At 69.1% G+C, this 18,403-nt stretch carries 15 protein-coding genes; 2 read left to right on the forward strand and 13 right to left on the reverse strand.

The annotated features are described in order from the left end of the window. Positions 1-271 precede the first annotated feature (271 nt). The 6 genes from GD1_RS14675 to GD1_RS14700 all read right to left on the reverse strand — a co-directional run bounded on the left by GD1_RS14675 (position 272) and on the right by GD1_RS14700 (position 10,355). Positions 272-1,132 (reverse strand): LLM class F420-dependent oxidoreductase, encoded by an 861-nt coding sequence (locus GD1_RS14675; protein ID WP_020791276.1) that lies wholly within the window; start codon positions 1,130-1,132, stop codon positions 272-274. A gap of 28 nt (positions 1,133-1,160) precedes the next feature. Then, positions 1,161-5,129 carry an nSTAND1 domain-containing NTPase gene (locus GD1_RS14680; protein WP_244882748.1) on the reverse strand — a complete coding sequence of 1,323 codons (3,969 nt, stop codon included), beginning with the start codon at positions 5,127-5,129 and terminating at the stop codon, positions 1,161-1,163. A 435-nt stretch (positions 5,130-5,564) separates the two neighbouring features. Further along, positions 5,565-6,602: a prenyltransferase/squalene oxidase repeat-containing protein gene (locus GD1_RS14685; protein ID WP_059037818.1), complete on the reverse strand. Its 1,038-nt coding sequence runs from the start codon at positions 6,600-6,602 to the stop codon at positions 5,565-5,567. Positions 6,603-6,612: 10 nt separating this feature from the next. Then, the gene (locus tag GD1_RS14690) at positions 6,613-7,326 is read right to left on the reverse strand and encodes a class I SAM-dependent methyltransferase (RefSeq protein ID WP_020790243.1); all 714 of its coding nucleotides are present in this window, start codon (positions 7,324-7,326) and stop codon (positions 6,613-6,615) included. Further along, the gene (locus GD1_RS14695; RefSeq protein ID WP_059037820.1) at positions 7,320-8,627 is read right to left on the reverse strand and encodes a glycosyltransferase family 4 protein; all 1,308 of its coding nucleotides are present in this window, start codon (positions 8,625-8,627) and stop codon (positions 7,320-7,322) included. Before GD1_RS14695 ends, GD1_RS14690 begins: the two co-directional genes overlap by 7 nt. 57 nt (positions 8,628-8,684) lie before the next feature. Continuing rightward, positions 8,685-10,355, reverse strand: a complete 1,671-nt coding sequence (locus GD1_RS14700) for an FAD-dependent oxidoreductase (protein WP_059037822.1) — start codon at positions 10,353-10,355, stop codon at positions 8,685-8,687. Between the two features lie 122 nt (positions 10,356-10,477). Between GD1_RS14700 and GD1_RS14705 the strand changes: the two genes are divergently transcribed. After that, on the forward strand, positions 10,478-11,287 hold the full coding sequence (locus tag GD1_RS14705; RefSeq protein WP_059037824.1) for an acyl-[acyl-carrier-protein] thioesterase: 810 nt from the start codon (positions 10,478-10,480) through the stop codon (positions 11,285-11,287). A gap of 45 nt (positions 11,288-11,332) precedes the next feature. On the opposite strand, the gene GD1_RS14710 is transcribed toward GD1_RS14705, so the two are convergent. From GD1_RS14710 to GD1_RS14740, 7 genes are all read right to left on the reverse strand, one after another. Beyond that, entirely contained in the window at positions 11,333-12,268 is a 936-nt protein-coding gene (locus GD1_RS14710; RefSeq protein WP_059037836.1) for an SMP-30/gluconolactonase/LRE family protein, read from the reverse strand. A 63-nt stretch (positions 12,269-12,331) separates the two neighbouring features. Then, the gene (locus GD1_RS14715) at positions 12,332-12,889 is read right to left on the reverse strand and encodes a DUF3558 domain-containing protein (protein ID WP_053778199.1); all 558 of its coding nucleotides are present in this window, start codon (positions 12,887-12,889) and stop codon (positions 12,332-12,334) included. Beyond that, positions 12,889-13,791: a DUF3558 family protein gene (locus GD1_RS14720; RefSeq protein ID WP_059037826.1), complete on the reverse strand. Its 903-nt coding sequence runs from the start codon at positions 13,789-13,791 to the stop codon at positions 12,889-12,891. The genes GD1_RS14715 and GD1_RS14720 overlap by 1 nt, the downstream gene beginning before the upstream one ends. Continuing rightward, on the reverse strand, positions 13,792-13,986 hold the full coding sequence (locus GD1_RS14725) for a putative membrane protein (RefSeq protein ID WP_020794291.1): 195 nt from the start codon (positions 13,984-13,986) through the stop codon (positions 13,792-13,794). 90 nt (positions 13,987-14,076) lie between these two features. After that, entirely contained in the window at positions 14,077-15,093 is a 1,017-nt protein-coding gene (locus GD1_RS14730) for a MerR family transcriptional regulator (RefSeq protein ID WP_059037828.1), read from the reverse strand. 9 nt (positions 15,094-15,102) lie between these two features. Next, positions 15,103-15,633 carry a HEAT repeat domain-containing protein gene (locus GD1_RS14735; protein WP_059037830.1) on the reverse strand — a complete coding sequence of 177 codons (531 nt, stop codon included), beginning with the start codon at positions 15,631-15,633 and terminating at the stop codon, positions 15,103-15,105. Between the two features lie 168 nt (positions 15,634-15,801). Next, complete coding sequence (locus tag GD1_RS14740) at positions 15,802-17,211, reverse strand: hypothetical protein (RefSeq protein ID WP_083534226.1); 1,410 nt, start codon at positions 17,209-17,211, stop codon at positions 15,802-15,804. Positions 17,212-17,565: 354 nt separating this feature from the next. Here GD1_RS14740 and GD1_RS14745 point away from each other — a divergent pair, with 354 nt between their 5' ends. After that, positions 17,566-18,198 (forward strand): TetR/AcrR family transcriptional regulator, encoded by a 633-nt coding sequence (locus GD1_RS14745; protein WP_059037834.1) that lies wholly within the window; start codon positions 17,566-17,568, stop codon positions 18,196-18,198. Positions 18,199-18,403: the final 205 nt, after the last annotated feature.

Raw genomic sequence — 18,403 nt, forward strand, 5'->3', positions numbered from 1 at the left:
CGAAACCTCCGCAGCCCACGTCAGGAGGCAACCACCTCCGAGGTGGCCACCCTGGCAACCCGGCCGTCTGAGGTTTCGACACGCCTCGCCGCTACGCTCCTCATCGGCTCAACCATCAACGCTCAGTTGATGATTGAGCCGGGACCGAGCCGCAAAGGCGAGGACCCGAGTCGAAATCTCCGCAGCCCACGTCAGGAGATGACCACCTCCGAGGTGGCCACCAACTCAACCACCGTAGGGGTCCTCGACCACCAAGGGCCGTTGCAGACTGCTATCCCACGGTCGCGGGCGCGATTCCCAGCTTTCCGGCAAGCTTGGCGAGGTAGGCCGATGCGCGTTCGACGGAGTCGTCGGGCAGGCCGTACAGCACTGTGGTGACGCCGAGATCCCGCCAGGCGTCGAGCTTCTCGGCGACGGGCTTGAAGTCGAGGACGACGATCTGCGGGTCACCGGCGCGGCCGGCGTCGGACCAGATCTGTTGCAGCAGCTTCACCGATCCCTCGATGTCGGCCTCACCGGGGGTGGTGATCCACCCGTCGGCACTGCGGGCGATCCACTTGAAGTTCTTCTCGTTGCCCGCGGCACCGACCAGCGTGGGCAGCGTGCCCTGTGGCGGCTTGGGCCACGCCCAGCTGGGCCCGAAGTCGACGAATTCGCCGTGATACTCGGCTTCTTCGTCGGTCCAGAGCGCACGCATCGCCTCGAGATACTCGCGCAGCATGGTGCGGCGGCGCTTCGGGGGGACCTTGTGGTCGGCGAGTTCGTCGAGATTCCAGCCGAATCCGACACCGAGGGTGACGCGTCCGCCCGAGAGATGATCGAGGGTGGCCAGGGTCTTGGCCAGGGTGATCGGATCGGACTGCACCGGCAGGGCGACCGCGGTGGCCAGGCGGATTCGTTCGGTGACCGCGGCGGCCGCGGCGAGCGTCGTCCACGGGTCGAGGGTGCGCATGTACCTGTCGTCGGGCAGCGACGAGTCACCGGTCTGAGGGTGCGCGGCGTCGCGGCGGGTGGGGATGTGGCCGTGCTCGGGCACAAAGTACGACGCGAAGCCGGCCTGTTCGATCAACGGAGCCAGGATCTGCGGCGCGAGGCCACGGTCACTGGTGAATTGCACGATCCCGAAGTCCATGGCTTCACCATAGACAGACGACTGGACACTAGTCCAGGCATATTTCCGGAAACCTGACCCCCTCGGCGAACTGGTTCCAGGTCGCCTCGTCGATCCGCCCGCCGGAGTTGCACACCCGCGCGGCCACCGCGTCGACGTCGATCGTCCACCACTGCAGGTCAGAGGCCCCGCCGGCGTAGATGATCCCGTGACTGTCGATGGTGGGTTCGCGCACGTACACCGACTCGGAGGTGATGGACTCGTCCGGGGCGATCGGCGCCGGCCGGGCGGGATCGGAGATGTCCCAGAGCTGGATGGTCTGGGTACCGCCGACCACCAGGGTCGTCCCGTTCTGCGCGATCGACAGCGACGTGACCCGCAGGCCGGCCGGCACGAGGACCGGGGTGCTCTGCCCCACACCGACCTCGCTCACCGAGATCTGCTGGTCGTCGGCGCCGCCGTAGAGGTATCTGCCGTCCGGGCTGAACTCGACGGCGTTGACCGCGCTGTCGTGGGAGGTGATCACCTGCACCTGCTTCGGCGCGGCCGGGTCGGACACATCCCAGCGGGTGATCCGGTGCCGCGCATCGGCGACGGCGATACTCCTGCCATCCGGACTGAACGCGACGTCCTCGACGAAGCCCTCGGCCGCCGCGATCGGCGACCCCAGGGACCGGGGAGCGTTCGGCTCGGTGACATCCCATAGTTGCACGGTGTTGTCACCGGCCCCGGTCACCAGGATGTCGCGGTCCGGGGAGAAGGCCAGGGGAAAAGCATGGCGGGTACCCAGGTGCAGCGTCGCGATCGGTGTGGGCCTGGCGCGGTCGGAGATGTCGTAGAGGTCCACCTCGCCGCCGCCGGTGAACGCGGTGGCGAGGACCTCACCGGAACGGTCGAACGCGGTGACATAGCCGCCACTGGGCCGCAGCGGACGCCGGATCTGGGACAGTTCGGTGGGTGTTCCCGAGGTGAGATCCCACAGCAGGATGCGCTGATCGGCACCACTGGTCGCCAGCGTGCGGTCATCAGGGCTCACCGAGGTCCGGGTGATCGGCAGGCTGTGCGCCGGGGTCGGGGCGCGGGGGATGTCCCACGCCTGCACGCTGCCCGCACCTCCCGCGGTGAGCACGGTGTAGGGCTGCAGTTCCAACGCGGTGAAGAACGAGCCACCGACCGTGCGCATCGGGACACCGAGTTCGGTCAGCATGTTGGGTGAGGCGGCGTCGCCGTCGGTGGACACATCCCAACGCCGGGCGACGCCGTCGATCCCCGCCGACACCATCGCGCGACCGTCACCGGAGAATCCGACCGTCCAGATCGCCGCACCGTGCCCGCGGACCCGGCCGAGCTGGCGGGGCGACCGGGGATCGGCCAGGGAGAACACCGCGACCATACCGTCGTCACGTCCACTCGCCAGCAGCCGTCCGTCGGGTGAGATCGCCACCGAATGCCAGCCGCTGTCGATGCCGTCGGCGATGCGGGCGATCATCACCGGCGTCGCGGGATCGGCGATGTCGATGACGCCGATCGTCCCGTCGTCGGAACCGACCACCGCGAGCGGGGCGGTCGGGCTGGTCGCGACCGTGCGGACCGGGCCGCCGAAGCCGCGGACCGCCGACACCGGCCGGTATCCGGTGGGATCGGAGGTGTCCCACAGGGTGACCACCCCGTTGTCGTGCGTGGACACCATGGTCCGGCCGGTGCGGTCGTAGCGCAGGATGTAGGCGGTACCCGACCCGAACGGCGAGGTCAGCGTGGCCGTCCGGGAGGGATGCGCGACGTCGGCGACATCCCACACCGCGATGTGCCCGTCGCCGTCGGCCGATGCCAGCTGCTTGCCGCCGGGTGCCAGGGCCACGGAGGTGACGAACGACGAGTACCCGCCCATCGGCGGTGATGCGGCGACGATGTCGTTGGGCTCGGCGGTCGACCACAACCGGACCGTCTTGTCGTAGCTGGCGGTGGCCAGCAGGTCGGTCTGCTGGTCGATGCTCATGTCGTAGATCGCCCCGGCATGCGCCTGCCGGGCCGGTGCCGGAAGCGGCAACTGCTGGGTCTGCAGCACCCGCATCCGGGCGATGGGGTCGTCGGGATGGATTCGCCACGCCCCCACCGCCAGCTGCGCGGCCAGACCCGGATCGGTCTGTGCCAGTCGGCCCGCCGACGACAACAATGCCGAGAACCGGGCGCTGTCGCTCTCGCGGCCGAGGGCGATGTTGGAGCCGATCGCGACGATCGCGGCGACCACCGAGATCACCGCCAGCAGCACCACCGCACTGATCCCCCAGCGTCGTCGACGCCGCTGCATCTCCGCATTGCGCCGGGACGTGTGCAGGAAGTCGCGGGCGGTGGCCGCGAGCATCGGGTCGTCGGCGACCTGCTCGGCCCACGCCGTCCGCGCCGGGTTGTACAGCAACGAGGTGTCCCGGGACTGCCGGTCCCATTCGGCGGCGTCGGAGGTCACCCGCTCGTAGACGGGCGCGAGGTCGCGGACCTTCTCGAGCAGGTCGTCCAGACGCGGCCACGCCGTCAGCACCACGTCGTGGATGATCTGGACCTGCTGGTCGGAGACGGTGAGCAGGCGTGATTCGGCCAGGATCTCGATCACCGCCACCGTGGCGGCCGGATCGTCGCCCAGTGCGCTGAGCTCGGCGAGGGTGCGGGGCCGGCGGGCGGTCACGCCGTCGGAGATGTGGATCAGCGACAGCAGCAGCCGTTCGGCGACCGTCCGCTGGCCCGGGTCGAGACCCGACCAGGTGGCCTCGGCGGTCTCCGAGATCGCCGAGCCGACGCCACCGGCGGCGTGGTAGCCGGCGACGGTGAGCATGCCGCCGCCGCGCCGCTCCCACATCACCGACAGCACATGGGCGACCAGCGGCAACTGCCCGGCACGGTCCTCGATCGGGCCACGTCGACCCGACAGGCTGCGCAGATCGGACAGGATGGTCGGGGCCAGACCCTTGTCGACCCGGATGCCGGTGCTGCGGGCAGGTGCCCCGATCACGTCTTCGAGCTCTTTGTCGGTCATCGGCGGCACCACGATCGAACGCTGCTGCCAGGCCGTCGCGAGCGGCTCGAGTACCGAACACATCTCGTACATGTCGGCGCGGGCGCCCACCACCACCACGTTGCCCGGCACCGCGGCGAGCGCGGCCAGGGCCTCCATCAGTCGCTGCACCGGCTCGGCGTGCAGCGATTCGCCCACCATCACCTGCTCGATCTGGTCGACGACGTGCACGGTCAGGTCCGGGGCATCCACATCCACCCCGACGCCCACATCCGCCCCGACGCCCACATCCACACCGGCGGGTCCCGGTTCGCGCTCGGGCCCGCGCGCCCCCGGTTCGGTGTCGGCGACGAGGTTGACCGCCAGCCGGGTGTCGACCTGCCAGTTGCGCTCGACGCGGGTACGGCCGGAGCGTTCGCCGCCGGCCGCGATCCGCGCGATCCCGGCCCGCAACAGCGACGACTTACCCGCCCCGGACACCCCGGTCACGATCACCAGGGCCGGGGTGGTGCCGCGTTCGGCGTCGGCGGCCTCGACCAGTTCGGCCAGTCGGGACAGCACCCGGTCCCGCCCGAAGAACACCTCGTGGTCGGCGGCGGTCATCGCGTCGAGACCGCGGTACGGCGACACCGCGGCCGGGATGTCCTCGGCGTCGGACCCCGCATCGGAGCTACCGACGGTGCCCGGCGAGGTGTTCCGGTCGGCCGAGCGCGGGGCCCGCGACGCCGACCACCACCGCTCCCATTCGGTGAGCGGCGCGGCGTCGGCACCCTTCGACTGGGCTTGCAGGATCAACCACGCGAGGACCGGTTCGAGGGTCTCGAAGCTCGCCGGCAGATGACGTCCGCGCCGCCAGTCCGACAGCCGCTGGACGGTGACATCGGCGCGCCCCGGGGCCAGGCGCGCGGCCCCCTTGACGGTGTGCGCGAGGGTCGGCGACCCGGCCGCGGCGAACAACGCCAGCAGCTGCGCCCCGAACCGCCCGGCCGCATCGGCCGCGGACGCAGACACGGATGCGGTGGAGCGACCCGTCGCCATGGTTCCTTTCCCGCCGCGCCCGACAGCGGCGCATGCACTCAACGAATGTACGAAATTCACCATCGTCACGCCCACCCCGAGGTCGCGTTTCCGGTGTGACGGGGGGTGTGTTTTCCGGACCGGAAAACTCGTCACCCCCGCTGAGCTGGTGTTTCACCGTGTTTTCCGGACATGTACTGGATCCGGTTGCCCCGGAGGAGATGGAATGGTGTTACTCCTCCGGAGCCCAGCGGGTGACGGATCGAGTCGTCGGGGGAGCGTGCTCTCGCCGTCCAGAGAGGGGGACGGCGAGAGCACGCTTGGCGAAATGGGGGGCGGGTTCCGGACATCGAGGGGCTGTCCGGAACCCACCACTCGGGAATCGACACACCCGAGGATCAAAGCACTCGGGGATCGACAGCAGTGCCGCTACACGCGCGGCGCGAGCCTCCGGCCGGCATCGCGGAAGATCCCGTTGCCCGCCGTCGTACGGCTCACCGCATCGGCGGCGAGGACCACCGCCCCGGACGTCCAGCAACTCTTCTCCACCGGCCAGCGCTTGCCGTCGTCGAAGACCAGACCGGTCCAGTACGAGCCGTCCGGATCACGCAGATGCTGGATCGAGGAGATCAGGTCGATCGCGTCGGCGGTGTCACCGAGCGCGTCGAGGGCCAGCGCCAGTTCACTCGTCTCCGCACCGGTCACCCACGGCCGATGGTCGACGCAGCGGATGCCGAGCCCGGGCACCACGAACTCGTCCCAGCGCCGCGCGATCAGTTCCTGTCCCGCCCGCCCGCGGATGGCCCCGCCGAGTACCGGGTAGTACCAGTCCATCGAATGCTCGGACGGCTTCTCGAAGACCTCCGGGCGGGTCGTGAACGCGTCGTCGAGGGCATCGAGGGCACGCACCCAGTCGTCGTCGGGCTGTCTCATCTCGGCGGCGATCCGGATCGCGCAGTCCAGCGACTGGTAGATGCTGGCGTTGCCGGTGATCAGTGCCTCGTCGAACATCGCGTGGGTCCGGTGGTCGCCACCCCACCGGAATGCGCCGTCGGGTCGCTGGAAGCGGCAGACGAGGTCGATCGCCGACCACACCACCGGCCACATGCGTTCGAGGAACGCGGTGTCGCCGGTGATGAGGTAGTGATGCCACACCCCCACCGCGATGTAGGCGCAGAAGTTGGAGTCGATGCCCGGATCGGTGATCTCACCCTGCACGATCGTGATCGGCCAGGAACCGTCCGAGCGCTGATGGCGGCGTGACCAGTCGTAGGCGGCCTCGGCCTCGGCGACGAAGCCGGTGACGCTCAGCGCCATCGCCGACTCGACGTGATCCCACGGATCGGTCTTGCCGCCCGGGAACCACGGCAACGCCCCCGACTCCTCCTGCATGCCGACGATGGCCGAACCGGTGGCGACGACCTGCTGGGCCGTCAGCACACCGGCGACCGCCGGTGCGGTAGTCATCGACCGACCGTCACTGCGGCTTACGCAGATACAGCGCGACCGACTTCCCGATCACCGGGTTGAGCACCTGCTCACCGACCCGGGTGAGCCACGGCTTGCTCATCATGTCCCACACGAGCAGCTGGTGATAGCCCTTGACCAGCAGGTTGTCGTCGTTGTCGACGCCGACCGCACACTTGAGCCACCAGTAGGGGGCGTGCAGGGCGTGCGCGTGGTCGGTGCCGGTGACCTCGAGGCCCGCCGCGGTGAGCTTGCCGGCGAGCTCGGAGGCCTTGTAGATGCGGACGTGCCCGCCCTCCACCTCGTGGTACTCGTCCGACAGCGCCCAGCACACCTTCTCCGGCCAGTACCGCGGCACGGTCACCGCGGCCATGCCGCCCGGCTTGAGGATGCGCACCATCTCGGCGATCGCGGCCTCGTCGGACGGGATGTGCTCGAGGATCTCCGACATCAGCACCACGTCGAACGAGTTGTCGGCGTAGGGCAGCCGCAGGGCGTCACCCACCTCGGCGCGCGCCTTGGCGCTGGCCGGCACATGCCCCTCGGCCATCATCGCGTCGAACATCTCCGCGACGTCGGCCATATCCGACTCGGACTGGTCGAAGGCGATCACATCGGCACCCCGACGGAACATCTCGTACGAGTGGCGGCCCTGACCGGCCCCGATGTCGATCGCCTTGGTCTGCGGTCCGACACCCAATCGGTCGAAGTCAACTGTCAGCACGCACTTGTCCCCTCTGTCTGTGCCCGGGTGGTCCCGGCCTTCTCCAGCCCTGCTCTGTCGAATCCGGCCTTGTCCAAGACCGTCTGGTAGTGCGCAGCGGTCTTCGCCGCGACCGCGGCCCAGCTGTAGCGCTCCTCCACCCGCTCGCGTGCGGCCACCGACATCGCCGACCGTAGGTCGGCGTCGTCGAGCAACCGGCCGATCGCCTGGGCGAGGGCACCGGAGTCACGCGGCGGCACCAGCGTCGCGGCGCACCCGTCGGTGCCGACGACCTCCGGGATGGCCCCGGCGCGGGTCGCCACCAGCGGGGTGCCGCAGCTCATCGCCTCGACGGCGGGCAGCGAGAACCCCTCGTACAGCGACGGCACGCAGGCGACCTCGGCCGTGGCGAGCAACTCGGCCATCTCCTCGTCGGTCAGCCCGGACACGACGTTCACGCGGTCACCGATGGCGAGCTCGTCGATCAGCTTCGCCGACGGTCCGTCGGGGTCGAGCCTGGACACCAGCGTCAGGCTGACGTCGCGTTCGGAGGCGAGCTTCGCGATCGCCTCGAGCAGATAGGAGACCCCCTTGAGCGGGGCGTCGGCGCTGGCCACACACACCACGCGACCCGGGATGCGCTCGGCACCGGGGGTGAACACCTCGGTGTCGACGCCGAGCGGGATGGTGGTGATGCGGCCGGCCGGGATGTCGAAGGCCTTGCGGATGTCCACCTCGCTGCTGCGCGAGACGGTCAGCAGTTCCGGGATCCGCCGCGACACCAGCCCCTGCATCCGCAGGAAGGAATGCCAGCGCCACGCGGTGATCTTGCGCCAGCCCTTCGCCGCCTTCACCGCGAGGGTGCGGTCGCGGGTGATCGGATGATGGATCGTCGCGATCAGCGGGAACCCCGCCTGCTGGATGCGCAGCAGGCCGTAGCCGAGGCACTGGTTGTCGTGCACGATGTCGAAGTCGTCGCGACGGTCGGCGAGCAGCCGGGCCGCCCGCAACGAGAACGTCAGCGGCTCACCGAAGCCCGCGGTCCACATCGCACCGACCTCGAGCAGGTCGATCCAGTCGCGGTACTCGGCGAGCCGGGGGGTGCGGAACGGATCGGGTTCTTCATAGAGTCCCAGGCTCGGCACCTTGGTGAGGACGACACCCGCATCGATCGCGGACTGGTCGAGTTCGGGGTACGGCTGCCCCGAGAAGATCTCCACCTGGTGGCCCAGCAGTGCCAGTTCCCGGCTCAGGTGCCGGACGTAGACACCCTGACCTCCGCAATGCGGCTTGCTGCGATAGGACAGCAGTGCGACGCGCACACGTCCCCCCTTCTGTGGCGATTCGATGATCCTACTGAGGTGATCGGTCGGGTGGGTTCAGTCCTCGGTGGCGGCGTTCTCCAGCGCACCGATGTCCACCAGCTTCACACGTCGACGCCCGGCGGGCTTGCCGGCGCCGCGTTCTGCCTGGTCGATGCGCTTCCACCCGGCGAGGTCGATGCGCGCGGCACCGCGGTCGGCGACCAGTGCGGGGACGTCGTCGCGACTCGTCTTGGGTTCGGGCAGCGCGTCGGCGATGAAGTCGGCCAGCAGTGAACCGGCGGTCTCGTGCCCACACATCCGGTTGCGGCCGATGCCGCCGGTGGCTCCACGCTTGATCCAGCCCGCCACGTACAACCCGGGGATGACGTCGCCGTCGGCGGCGGTCAGCACCCGGCCCGCGGTGTTGGGGACCACCGCGGCCGACTCGTCGAACGGTAGATCGGTGATCGGCACACCCCGATAGCCGATGGCGCGCAGCACGATCGACGCGTCGACGTCGAAGGTCTCCTCGGTCGGGGTGATCGAGGCACGCGCCGAACCGTCGACGTAGACATTGCGCACGCAGCGCACGGTCTCGGCCTTGCCGTCGCCGGCGATCGACACCGGCGAGGTGAGGAAGCGGAACACGATGCGCTTGTTGCCGGGGGTCGTGGGGCGCTCGGCGAACTCGCGGGCCAGGCGGATCTTGGTGGCGATCGTCGAGTCGAGCGTCCCGTCGTCCTGGGCGGCCTGCGACGCGGGATCGAGGGTGAGCTCGTCGGGATCGACGATCACATCGACGCCCTCGACGTCGCCCAGGGCCAGGAACTCGCTGTTGGTGTAGGCGGCCTGGGCGATGCCGCGGCGGCCCAGCAGCACCACCTCGGTGATCGACGAATCGCGCAACGCCTCGAGTGCGTGGTCGGCGATGTCGGTGGTGGCGAGCTCGTCGGGGTCGCTGACCAGGATTCGGGCCACGTCGAGGGCGACGTTGCCGTTGCCGACCACCACCGCCCGCTCACCGGACAGGTCGACGGCGAGGTCGGCGTGGTCGGGATGGCCGTTGTACCAGGCCACGAACTCGGTGGCGGGCAGCGAACCGGGCAGGTCCTCCCCCTCGATGCCGAGGCGTTTGTCGGTGGGGGCGCCGGAGGCGTAGACCACCGCGTTGTAGCGGTCGGCGAGCTCGTCCTGGCTGATGTGCTTGCCCACCTCCACATTGAGGAAATAGGTGAAGTTCTTCTTGGCGGCGACCGACGCGAAGGTCGACTCGACCCCCTTGGTGGCGGCGTGGTCGGGGGCCACACCGGCGCGGACCAGACCGTACGGGGTGGGCAGCCGGTCGAACATGTCGACGGCGACCTGCGGCCGGCGGACGAGCTCCTCGGCGGCGTAGAACGCCGCCGGGCCCGCGCCGACGATCGCGACGTGCAACGGCCGGTCCGGCAGCTGCGGCGCCTTCTTGGGCGGCACCAGTCCGCCCTCGACGTCGTGGTCGGTGTAGTAGTCCGCGTTGATCTGCAGATACGGCTCGTCGCGCTCCTCGAGCTGGTCGTCGGGGACGATGGCCTCGACGGGGCACTCGTCGATGCAGGCCCCGCAGTCGATACACGTCTCCGGATCGATGTAGAGCATCTCCGCGGTGAGGAACTCCGGCTCGTCCGGTGTGGGGTGGATACAGTTCACCGGGCACACACTCACGCACGAGGAGTCGTTGCAACACGGTCGTGTGATCACATGCGCCATCTGGGGTTTCCTTGCCTCAGTCCTCATGGAACGTGTTCTAGTTTCGCGGCTGACACTATCCTATACGCTGCGATGTGTGTCACTCTGGGTATCGTGTCCGCGTGACCGCATCTGAGCCCGACATGCTCGCCGACCTACCGGATCGCAAAGAGGGTGCGCGATACTTCGAGGTCGGCTATCGCGTCCGCACCGGTGACGTGGATCAGCAGATGCGGGTGCGGCTCGACGCCGTCGCGCGCTACCTGCAGGACGCGGCCAACGACAACCTCGAGGCCAGCGACCTCGGCGACCTCGACCCGTTCTGGGTCGTACGGCGCACCGTCATCGACGTGATCCGGCCGTTCTCCTGGCCCGCCTCGATCACCGCGCAACGCTGGTGCGGGTCGCTGTCGACCCGCTGGTCCAACATGCGCGTCCGGCTCACCGCAGACCACGAGACCAACCGCTTCAACCCCGAGGCGCGCGAACCGGGACTGATCGAGACCGAGGCGTTCTGGATCAACGTCAACGACCAGGGCATGCCCTCCCGGATCTCCGACCGGTCGCTGGAGGTGCTCTCGTCGATGACCGACGAGCACCGGCTGCGGTGGCGCGCGATGAATCCCGAGCAGCCGCCGGCCCCCGACGTGGTGGCTGCACCCGACCGCGAACATGTGCTGCGCAGCACCGACTTCGACCCGTTCAAACACCTCAACAACGCCGCCTATCTGGAGGCGGTCGAGGACGAGCTGATCGCACACGCCGACCTGATCGACGGTCCGCACCGACTGGTGATCGAGTACCTGCGGCCGATCGTGCCGGGCACCCCCATCACGCTGCGCCGGGTGCGTGAGCCCGATCAGCTGCTGGTGTGGATGCTGATGCCCTCGGCCGACGATCCCGAGGTCCTGCAGGTGGCCGCGACGGTGTCGGTGACGCGGCGCCCCGACTGACCGCGAATCCTGTTGCGGCCCTGAACCCGTCGACCCCTCCGCGGTTCAGCGCAGGCGCAGGCGCAGGATCTGCCCGGTCTCACTGCCCGCCAAGAGGATTCGCGGGCTTCCGGGGACGGTGGCCACCGAGGTGAGCGGGGCGCCCACCGAGGAGGTGCACACCTGCCGGGTCGTGAGGTCGACGATGTGCAGTTGCCCGGTGGTGGATGCGACCGCGAGCGTGTGCTCGTCCAGTGCGACCAGATCGTCGAGGATCCCCGGCAGCGGCGCGGTGAGGTCGGCGGCGACCGATGTCCGTGCGGGGTCGTCGAGCGGCACCCGAAGGACTCGCCCCGTGGCACTGAGTGTCAGTGTGACGTAGAGGTTCTCGCCGACGAGGGCCACACCGTTGACGCCGGTACCGTCGACCGTCGACGTGGGTGCGAGGTTCTTCGGGGCGGTATCCGACCATGCGGTGTCGATCCGGCCGCCGGGAGTGATCCGCGTCAGCCCGAGCCGGCCGTCGGCGACGGAGACCGCACCGTCGTCGGCGACGGCGAGTCCGTTGGGCATCCCGAGGCCGGTGGCGAAGACCCGTGGAACCGGCTGCCGCACCGTCGGATCGACGGTGACGATGGTTCCGGTGAGCGCGGTACCGGGCAGCATGTTGACCGTGGAGTCCCCGGTGGCGACATACAGCAGGCCGTCGGGTCCGCGCCGGATCGCGCCGGGGGCGTCGACGCGTATCGAGGCGGTGCGCACACCATGGGAGTCGTAGTGCTCCACCGTGTTCGAGAACGTGCGGCTCACCCACAGCCCACCGTCGGCGTCGGCGTCGGCGAGGAGGTTCTCGGCCCAGCCGGCCCCCGGTGCGGTGATCGGTTGCGGCGCGGTGACCACTACCGGACACGGCGGTGCCGCAGTGGCTGAACCGGCCCCGACGGCGCCGGCCCCGACGGTGACCAGTGCGGCGGCGACGATCGCGCATGCAGCCGATCTCATCCCGAACAGATTGTCCCGCATGGTCTCCCCCGGTGTGTCGTGTCGGCTCTCGTTCCCGCAGGCCTATTGCCCACCGTTGAGCACGAGTTCCATGAGTTTGGTCGGCGCTGCGCACGGATCGGCCGATGCCGACCCGCCGATCGGTTCCACCCAGAAGGTGAACACACCTCGGCTCGGCGCACGTGTGGTGACGCCACAGACATTGGGCCGCCGAGGATCCCGCTGGGTGAACGCGGCCTGACCGACGACCTTGACGTTCTCGGTGACATACCCGAGTTTCTTGCCGGTGTCCTTCTCCACGTTGAGGTTTCCCCACTCGAACCAGTTGAAGGTCACGTTGGCCGCGACCGGACCGTCGACGATCCAGCGGCAGATGGCGCCGTTGAAGGTCGACGACGCCGACGTCCCGCCGACCGCCTTGGCGATCTGTGCGTCACTGAGGATCTGACATTCCAGGGTGAGCTGGTCGTACTGGTCGGTGTCGACGTTGCCGGAGGTGTTCTGTCCGCCCTGCCCCACCGCGACCGCATCCCCGTCGACGTCGCGGGCACAGCCGGCCAGCACGGCGACGATCACCGCGAGGATCGCCAGCCAGACCGCCGGGCGGCAGCTCCCGCGCATCACTTCGCACGCTCGATCGACATGGTGGCCAACTGTTTCGCCGCGTCGCAGATGGCCTGGGTGTCGGCGGCCTCGCCGGAGGCGACCAGCCCGCGACTCAGCGACCATTCGAAGAAGTCGGCACCGAAGGCGATCCCGATCTCACAGATCCCGGTGTCGTAGGCGATGAAGCCCTTGTGTCCGGAGATGTCGATGTCGGTGGTGGATTCACGGGAGAGCTGTTCGGTGGCGCGCTCCCGGCCGATCGGTGACCCCCGGTACCAGTTGAACGAGGCCACCGCACCGGTCCGGCTGATCCCGACCCCCCATTCGCAGACCGACGGATTGTCGATGTTCAGCGTCATCGCACCGAACCCGGTGAGCCGGCTGACCTCCTCGGTGGTGACACCACCGCATTCGCCGAAGAACGGTCCGCCGCCGGCCGGCCCCGGCGCCTCGGGGGTGTTGCGTGCCCCGGACGCCGTGCTGTCCGAGCCGGACGAACACGAACTGAACAGCAATGCCACCGCGACCATCGTGACGATCAGCCCCAGGAGTCCGCCGGTGCTGCGGAAACGGTCGAGGTCACGGCGTTCGCGTTTGGTGGGCCGTCCCGCACCGCGATCGCGGCGCGGCTGCGAGGCGACGATCTCCCGCGGCGGTGGCGGCGGCGAATGGTCGATGTAGCATTCGGCGGCCAGCGGCGCCGACACCCGTTTGGCGATCAGCTTGGTCACCTCGACGATGCGTTCACGACCGTCGAGCCGGACCTGGACGCGGTCGCCGACGGCGACATGCTGGGCCGGTTTGGCGGTGACGTCGTTGACCCGGACGTGTCCGGCACGGCAGGCGGCACCGGCGGCGGAGCGGGTCTTGGTGAGGCGGATCGCCCAGATCCAGCTGTCGACGCGGATGGATGCCATCTACTTCTGCCGGGTCAGCAGGTAGTAGCCGCCGCCGAGGGCGGCGAGGGCGAAGATGATGGCGAGCCACTCGGCACCGAAGATCCAGAGCAGCACGAAGATCGCGATTCCCGGCGACACCGCGAGCACACTCATCACCGGATGTTGGCGCACCACCTGGGTGAGCGCCTTGCTCTTGTTCGGGTCGATGGCCATGGGTCCGTCCGTCTCCTGGTTCGGCGAGCGGCCCTGGGCACGCTGCGATGAGCGGGTATGCCCTGCCCACTGTATCGAACCGGGCGGTGCTCACCGCTCGCGAAACGACGGCGACGCGGCGGCGATTCGGGCGACCACCGCGTCGGCGTCGGTGGCGAGGATGCGCAATGCCGACCGTGCGGCCTCGCCCGGGATCTCCACCAGTGCCTGGGTGAGCCGGATCCGCAGTGCGGTGTCGGCGGGGTGCGCGGCCAGTTCGGCGGTCAATTCGCCGACGATCCGGTCGGCGAGCGCAGTCCCGGACCCGTCCGAGGTCATGGCGCCGAGGATCTCGGCGGCCTCGACGTCGGTGACACCGCCGATGACCAGGTCGAGCAGGCGCGGGACCGCGGCGAGGCCCCCACGCCGACCGACCGTGCGGGCGGCGAGACCGCTGATCTGTGCGTCGGCGTCGGCGAGGGCCTCGGTGAGCACCTCGGTGGCCCGCTCACCGTCGATCTCGGCGAGCGCCCGCACCGCGCGCAGCCGGACGGCCGGATCGTCGGAGTGCAGGCCCGTCCGGAGCCCGTCCACGACGTCGTCGCCCGCGTGCGCTCCGCGGGACAGTGCCCACTGCAGCGCGCCGGCGGCGTTGGGTTCGTCCTCGGTGAGCACCGCATCGACCAGCAACCCGACCGGCAGGGCGTCGTCGGGCGGACTCAGCGCAGCGCGTTGCCGGCGGCCGGCGTCGGCGGCGGTGAGCTCACGCATCAGCGCCACGATCCGCAGGACGTCGGTCCAGTCGTCGGGTGCCGCGGCGTCGACGGCGCGCAGCCGGTCGAGGAGTTCACGTTCGCGCCGCAGGCGCTCCTCGGTGGCGCGGATCAGATCACCCACCAGGGTGTCCGGCGTGAAGTGTGGGTCGGCGAGCGCATCGGCGATCTGCCGCAACGACATCCCGAGGGATCGCAACCCCTCCACATGGAAGATACGGCGGACGTCGTCGTCGGTGTACTCGCGGTAGTTCCCGCTCGTCCGGCCGCTCGGGCACACCAGCCCCAGGCTGTCGTAGTGCCGGAGCATCCGGGTGCTCACCCCGGAGTACCGGGCGACCTCACCGATGCGCATGCCGGCTCCTCATCGGAACTGCGCACTCAGCGCCAGTTGTGCGCGCCGCAGACTCTTGCGCACCTCGCTTCCGCCGCGGCCGCATTCGGTCGACAGTTCGTCGGCCAGCCAGAGGCGCCGGTCGTCGGGGACCAGGACGACCGCGGCGCGCCAGGCGCTGCGGGCGACGTCGTCGTCGGGGTCGTGCAGCAGCTCCGCGGTGATCAGCCCCCACGTCGACGACGCGCCGATCTTGGACAACGTGTGCAACGCTTGGCTGCGCATCTGCGGACTCGCCGACCGGACGGCCTCGGCCAGATGCGGCACGGTGAGGTCCACCGGCTGACGGGTGAGCGCCCAGACCAGCATGTCGCGGACGAAGAAATCCGGCTCCACGCCGCTGCGTTCGACGAGGACGCCGATCAGCGACGGGTCGGGATCGGTACCCGCCGCCAGGGCGGCCGACAGTCGCGTGGACGGGTTGTCGGCGGACAACGCCGACGCGATCCGGGCGCTCGTCGGGCCGGTGGATGGGTCGGTCATCGGGTCGATGGGGATCATCGTTCACCTCCTGACGACGAGTCCACACCTTGACATGGTGTCAAGGTCAAGGGCCGGGTCGTCAAGACCCCGATCATCGGGACCGTGGCTTCTCCGTCCACGAGAATGTCCCGCGGACCGCACACTTCCGGTGCGGTCCGCGGGACATGTCTCCGCGAGCGGGATCGATCAGGCGGCGTCGGCGACCGGGGTCTCACCACTGGTGTCGGCGGTGGTGCTGCCGGTGCCGTCGGTGTCGGTGCCGTCGGTGTCGGTACCGGAGTCCGTGTCGGTGTTCTCGCCCGAATTCGCGTCGGCACTGTCGGTGTCCGACGGGTCGGTGTCGGTGCCCGACGGCTCCGAGGTGGTCGGCTCGGACGTCGACGGCGATGTCGTCGTGGTCCGAGTCGTCGTGGTGCTCGTCGCGGGCGTGTCGTCGGCGTCGTCGGACCCGGTGGTCGTCGGGACCGCGGCGAGCTGCGAGCGGGTCGTGGTGGACGTCGCGGTGCTCGACGACACCGACCGCGCCGCTACCGACCGGGTGGTGGCCGAGGTGGTGGTCGCGCCCGTCAGGGCCGGGGTGGACGAGGTGAACGGACCGACGGTCGGCAGACCGAACGGGAACTCGATCTCCGGGATGGAGATGACCGGCAGGATCTGGGTGCTGTCGAAGTCGCCGAGGTCGATGGTCGGCAGGGCCAGACGGTTCGGGCGGTCGGCGCCGTTGATGTTCGCGGTCGGGAACAGCGTGATCCGCGAGCCCAGCCAGTCGATGGTGACCGGCTCCGAGATGCCGTAGTCACTGGTCAGCGCGATGATCGACGAACCGCCGAGGGACAGACGGAGGACGTCCTTGCTGAGGGACGGCCCGCGACCATTGAACAGTCCGTCCAGCGCGCCGGCCAGCGTGTCGGCAGGGTCCGCGAGGATGGCCGTGGGGTCGGTCAGGGCGAACTGCACCTGCGGGATGGACTGCAACTGGTCGAACTTGAAATCGAAGGTGCCCAGCACGTTCGCGCACGCGCCGACCTTCTCCGCGTAGCCGACTGCGAGGCCGCCGTAGCAGCTGACGTGCTGGATCGCCGGCAGTCCGGCGTCGCCTGCGAGCGGAAGCGTGAAGATCTCGACCGGGATCCTGCTGGTCGTCCACGCATTCGCGGTGCCGACCAGAGCGAAGGCGAACGCCGTGCGACCGTCACTGGCACCGGCCGTGGCGACACTGATCGGCAGGTAGGCGATCGCCGTGGCGTTGCCGCCACCGGACGCCAGCGCGAACTGGAATCCGTCACCGATCACCTTTGCGCTGCCGTCTGCAACTGCGGCGTCCGGGACGGGGACGGTGACGCCGAGGACCTTGCCGTCGCTCCCCACCAACCAGTCCGGGACCGCATTGAACAGCGACTGGCTGATCTTGTACACCCCGTCCGGCACCAGATCGATCGTCGACGGAAGCACCACCGCCACGCCGGCGCCCGTCGAACCCGTGCAGTCGGCACCGCCATTCGCCGGTCCGCCGTCAGACGTGGACGAGCACAGTTCGAAGCGCCACTGCTCTGCGAGCCCTTGCGTCAGGCCGTTGTTGGCCAGCGCAGCGATCACATCCCCGATCGACCCGCTTGCGTCAGGGAATCCGGGAAGGACCGCTGCCTTCGACTCCCCAGCGCCTACTGCCGAGCCGAAGGCAAGGACAAGCGCGGAGAGCAAGGCTATGAGCGCAACGATCGGTCTGGTGTATGACCGAGGGGGCTTCGGCTTCGTCATGTGATCACCGTCTCCTGTTTCCTGAGGGCAAGCTGAGATAGTAGAACACGACTTATAGCGCATGCACATGCAGGTTCAACTAGTTCACAGTTGCGCACGGAAAGAACCTGCCGTCCGACAGAAATGTTGCGGTCTCGAAAACGTCGATGTCGGGCACGTTAACGCCCGAGAAGGTGGGCTTATGGTGCGCAGATGACCTCCTCCGCGACTCGGTCCCGCACCACGCCGACCCCCGGCAGACCGCGACTCACCGAGCCCCGCCGTCGAGGAACCACCGGCCGCGAGGAAATCCTCGACGCCGCCGCCGAACTCTTCGTGCGGCACGGATACAGCGGGACGTCGACGCGGATGATCGCCGAGGCCGTGGGCATCCGGCAGGCCTCGATGTATCACTACTTCAAGAACAAGGACGACATCCTCGCCACGCTGCTCGACAGCACCGTGCTCGCCTCGCTCGACCGCGCACGGACGCTGCTGACCGCCGACGGCCCGGCACTCGACCGACTTCTCGATCTCACGCGCTTCGACACCCAGCAACTCGTCGACGCCGAGTGGAACCTGGGTTCGCTGTACCTCCTGCCCGAGGTCGCCGACGATCGCTACGCCGATTTCCGCTCCGCCCGGATCGAGCTGGCCGACTGCTACGAGACCCTCGCCATCGCGGCCATCGGCAATGCCGACGACCCTCGTCGGCTACTCCCCTTCCGGCTGGTCGAATCGGTGATCATGGTTCGTTCCGACGAGGAACGCAGAGAACTCGCCGACCGGACCGCAGCCGAGTTCGTAGACACGATCATCGAGGCCATCTCCGCCATACTGAAGTAGTAACCCTGCGCCCGTAGATGATTGAGCCGGGATTGAGCATCGTCGAGGACCCGAGTCGAAATCTCCCAAGCTGGCGTTGAGTGGTGACCACCTCCGAGGTGGTCACATCGGCGCGCCCGGCCGTCTGAGGTTTCGACACGCCTTACACACGGCCCGTTGATGATTCAGCCGCTCTATCCACGATGATTGAGCCGGGACCGAGCAT

The organism is Gordonia desulfuricans NBRC 100010 (assembly GCF_001485495.1).
Classification (GTDB): domain Bacteria; phylum Actinomycetota; class Actinomycetes; order Mycobacteriales; family Mycobacteriaceae; genus Gordonia; species Gordonia desulfuricans.

What these genes read in the sequence shown, in the direction of transcription:
- GD1_RS14700 (WP_059037822.1), bottom strand. Translation starts at nt 10,355, where the DNA reads ATGGCGCATGTGATCACACGACCGTGTTGCAACGACTCCTCGTGCGTG.
- GD1_RS14730 (WP_059037828.1), bottom strand. Translation starts at nt 15,093, where the DNA reads ATGCGCATCGGTGAGGTCGCCCGGTACTCCGGGGTGAGCACCCGGATG.
- GD1_RS14745 (WP_059037834.1), top strand. Translation starts at nt 17,566, where the DNA reads ATGACCTCCTCCGCGACTCGGTCCCGCACCACGCCGACCCCCGGCAGA.
- GD1_RS14715 (WP_053778199.1), bottom strand. Translation starts at nt 12,889, where the DNA reads ATGCGCGGGAGCTGCCGCCCGGCGGTCTGGCTGGCGATCCTCGCGGTG.
- GD1_RS14710 (WP_059037836.1), bottom strand. Translation starts at nt 12,268, where the DNA reads ATGAGATCGGCTGCATGCGCGATCGTCGCCGCCGCACTGGTCACCGTC.
- GD1_RS14705 (WP_059037824.1), top strand. Translation starts at nt 10,478, where the DNA reads ATGCTCGCCGACCTACCGGATCGCAAAGAGGGTGCGCGATACTTCGAG.
- GD1_RS14685 (WP_059037818.1), bottom strand. Translation starts at nt 6,602, where the DNA reads ATGACTACCGCACCGGCGGTCGCCGGTGTGCTGACGGCCCAGCAGGTC.
- GD1_RS14675 (WP_020791276.1), bottom strand. Translation starts at nt 1,132, where the DNA reads ATGGACTTCGGGATCGTGCAATTCACCAGTGACCGTGGCCTCGCGCCG.
- GD1_RS14735 (WP_059037830.1), bottom strand. Translation starts at nt 15,633, where the DNA reads ATGATCCCCATCGACCCGATGACCGACCCATCCACCGGCCCGACGAGC.
- GD1_RS14720 (WP_059037826.1), bottom strand. Translation starts at nt 13,791, where the DNA reads ATGGCATCCATCCGCGTCGACAGCTGGATCTGGGCGATCCGCCTCACC.
- GD1_RS14725 (WP_020794291.1), bottom strand. Translation starts at nt 13,986, where the DNA reads ATGGCCATCGACCCGAACAAGAGCAAGGCGCTCACCCAGGTGGTGCGC.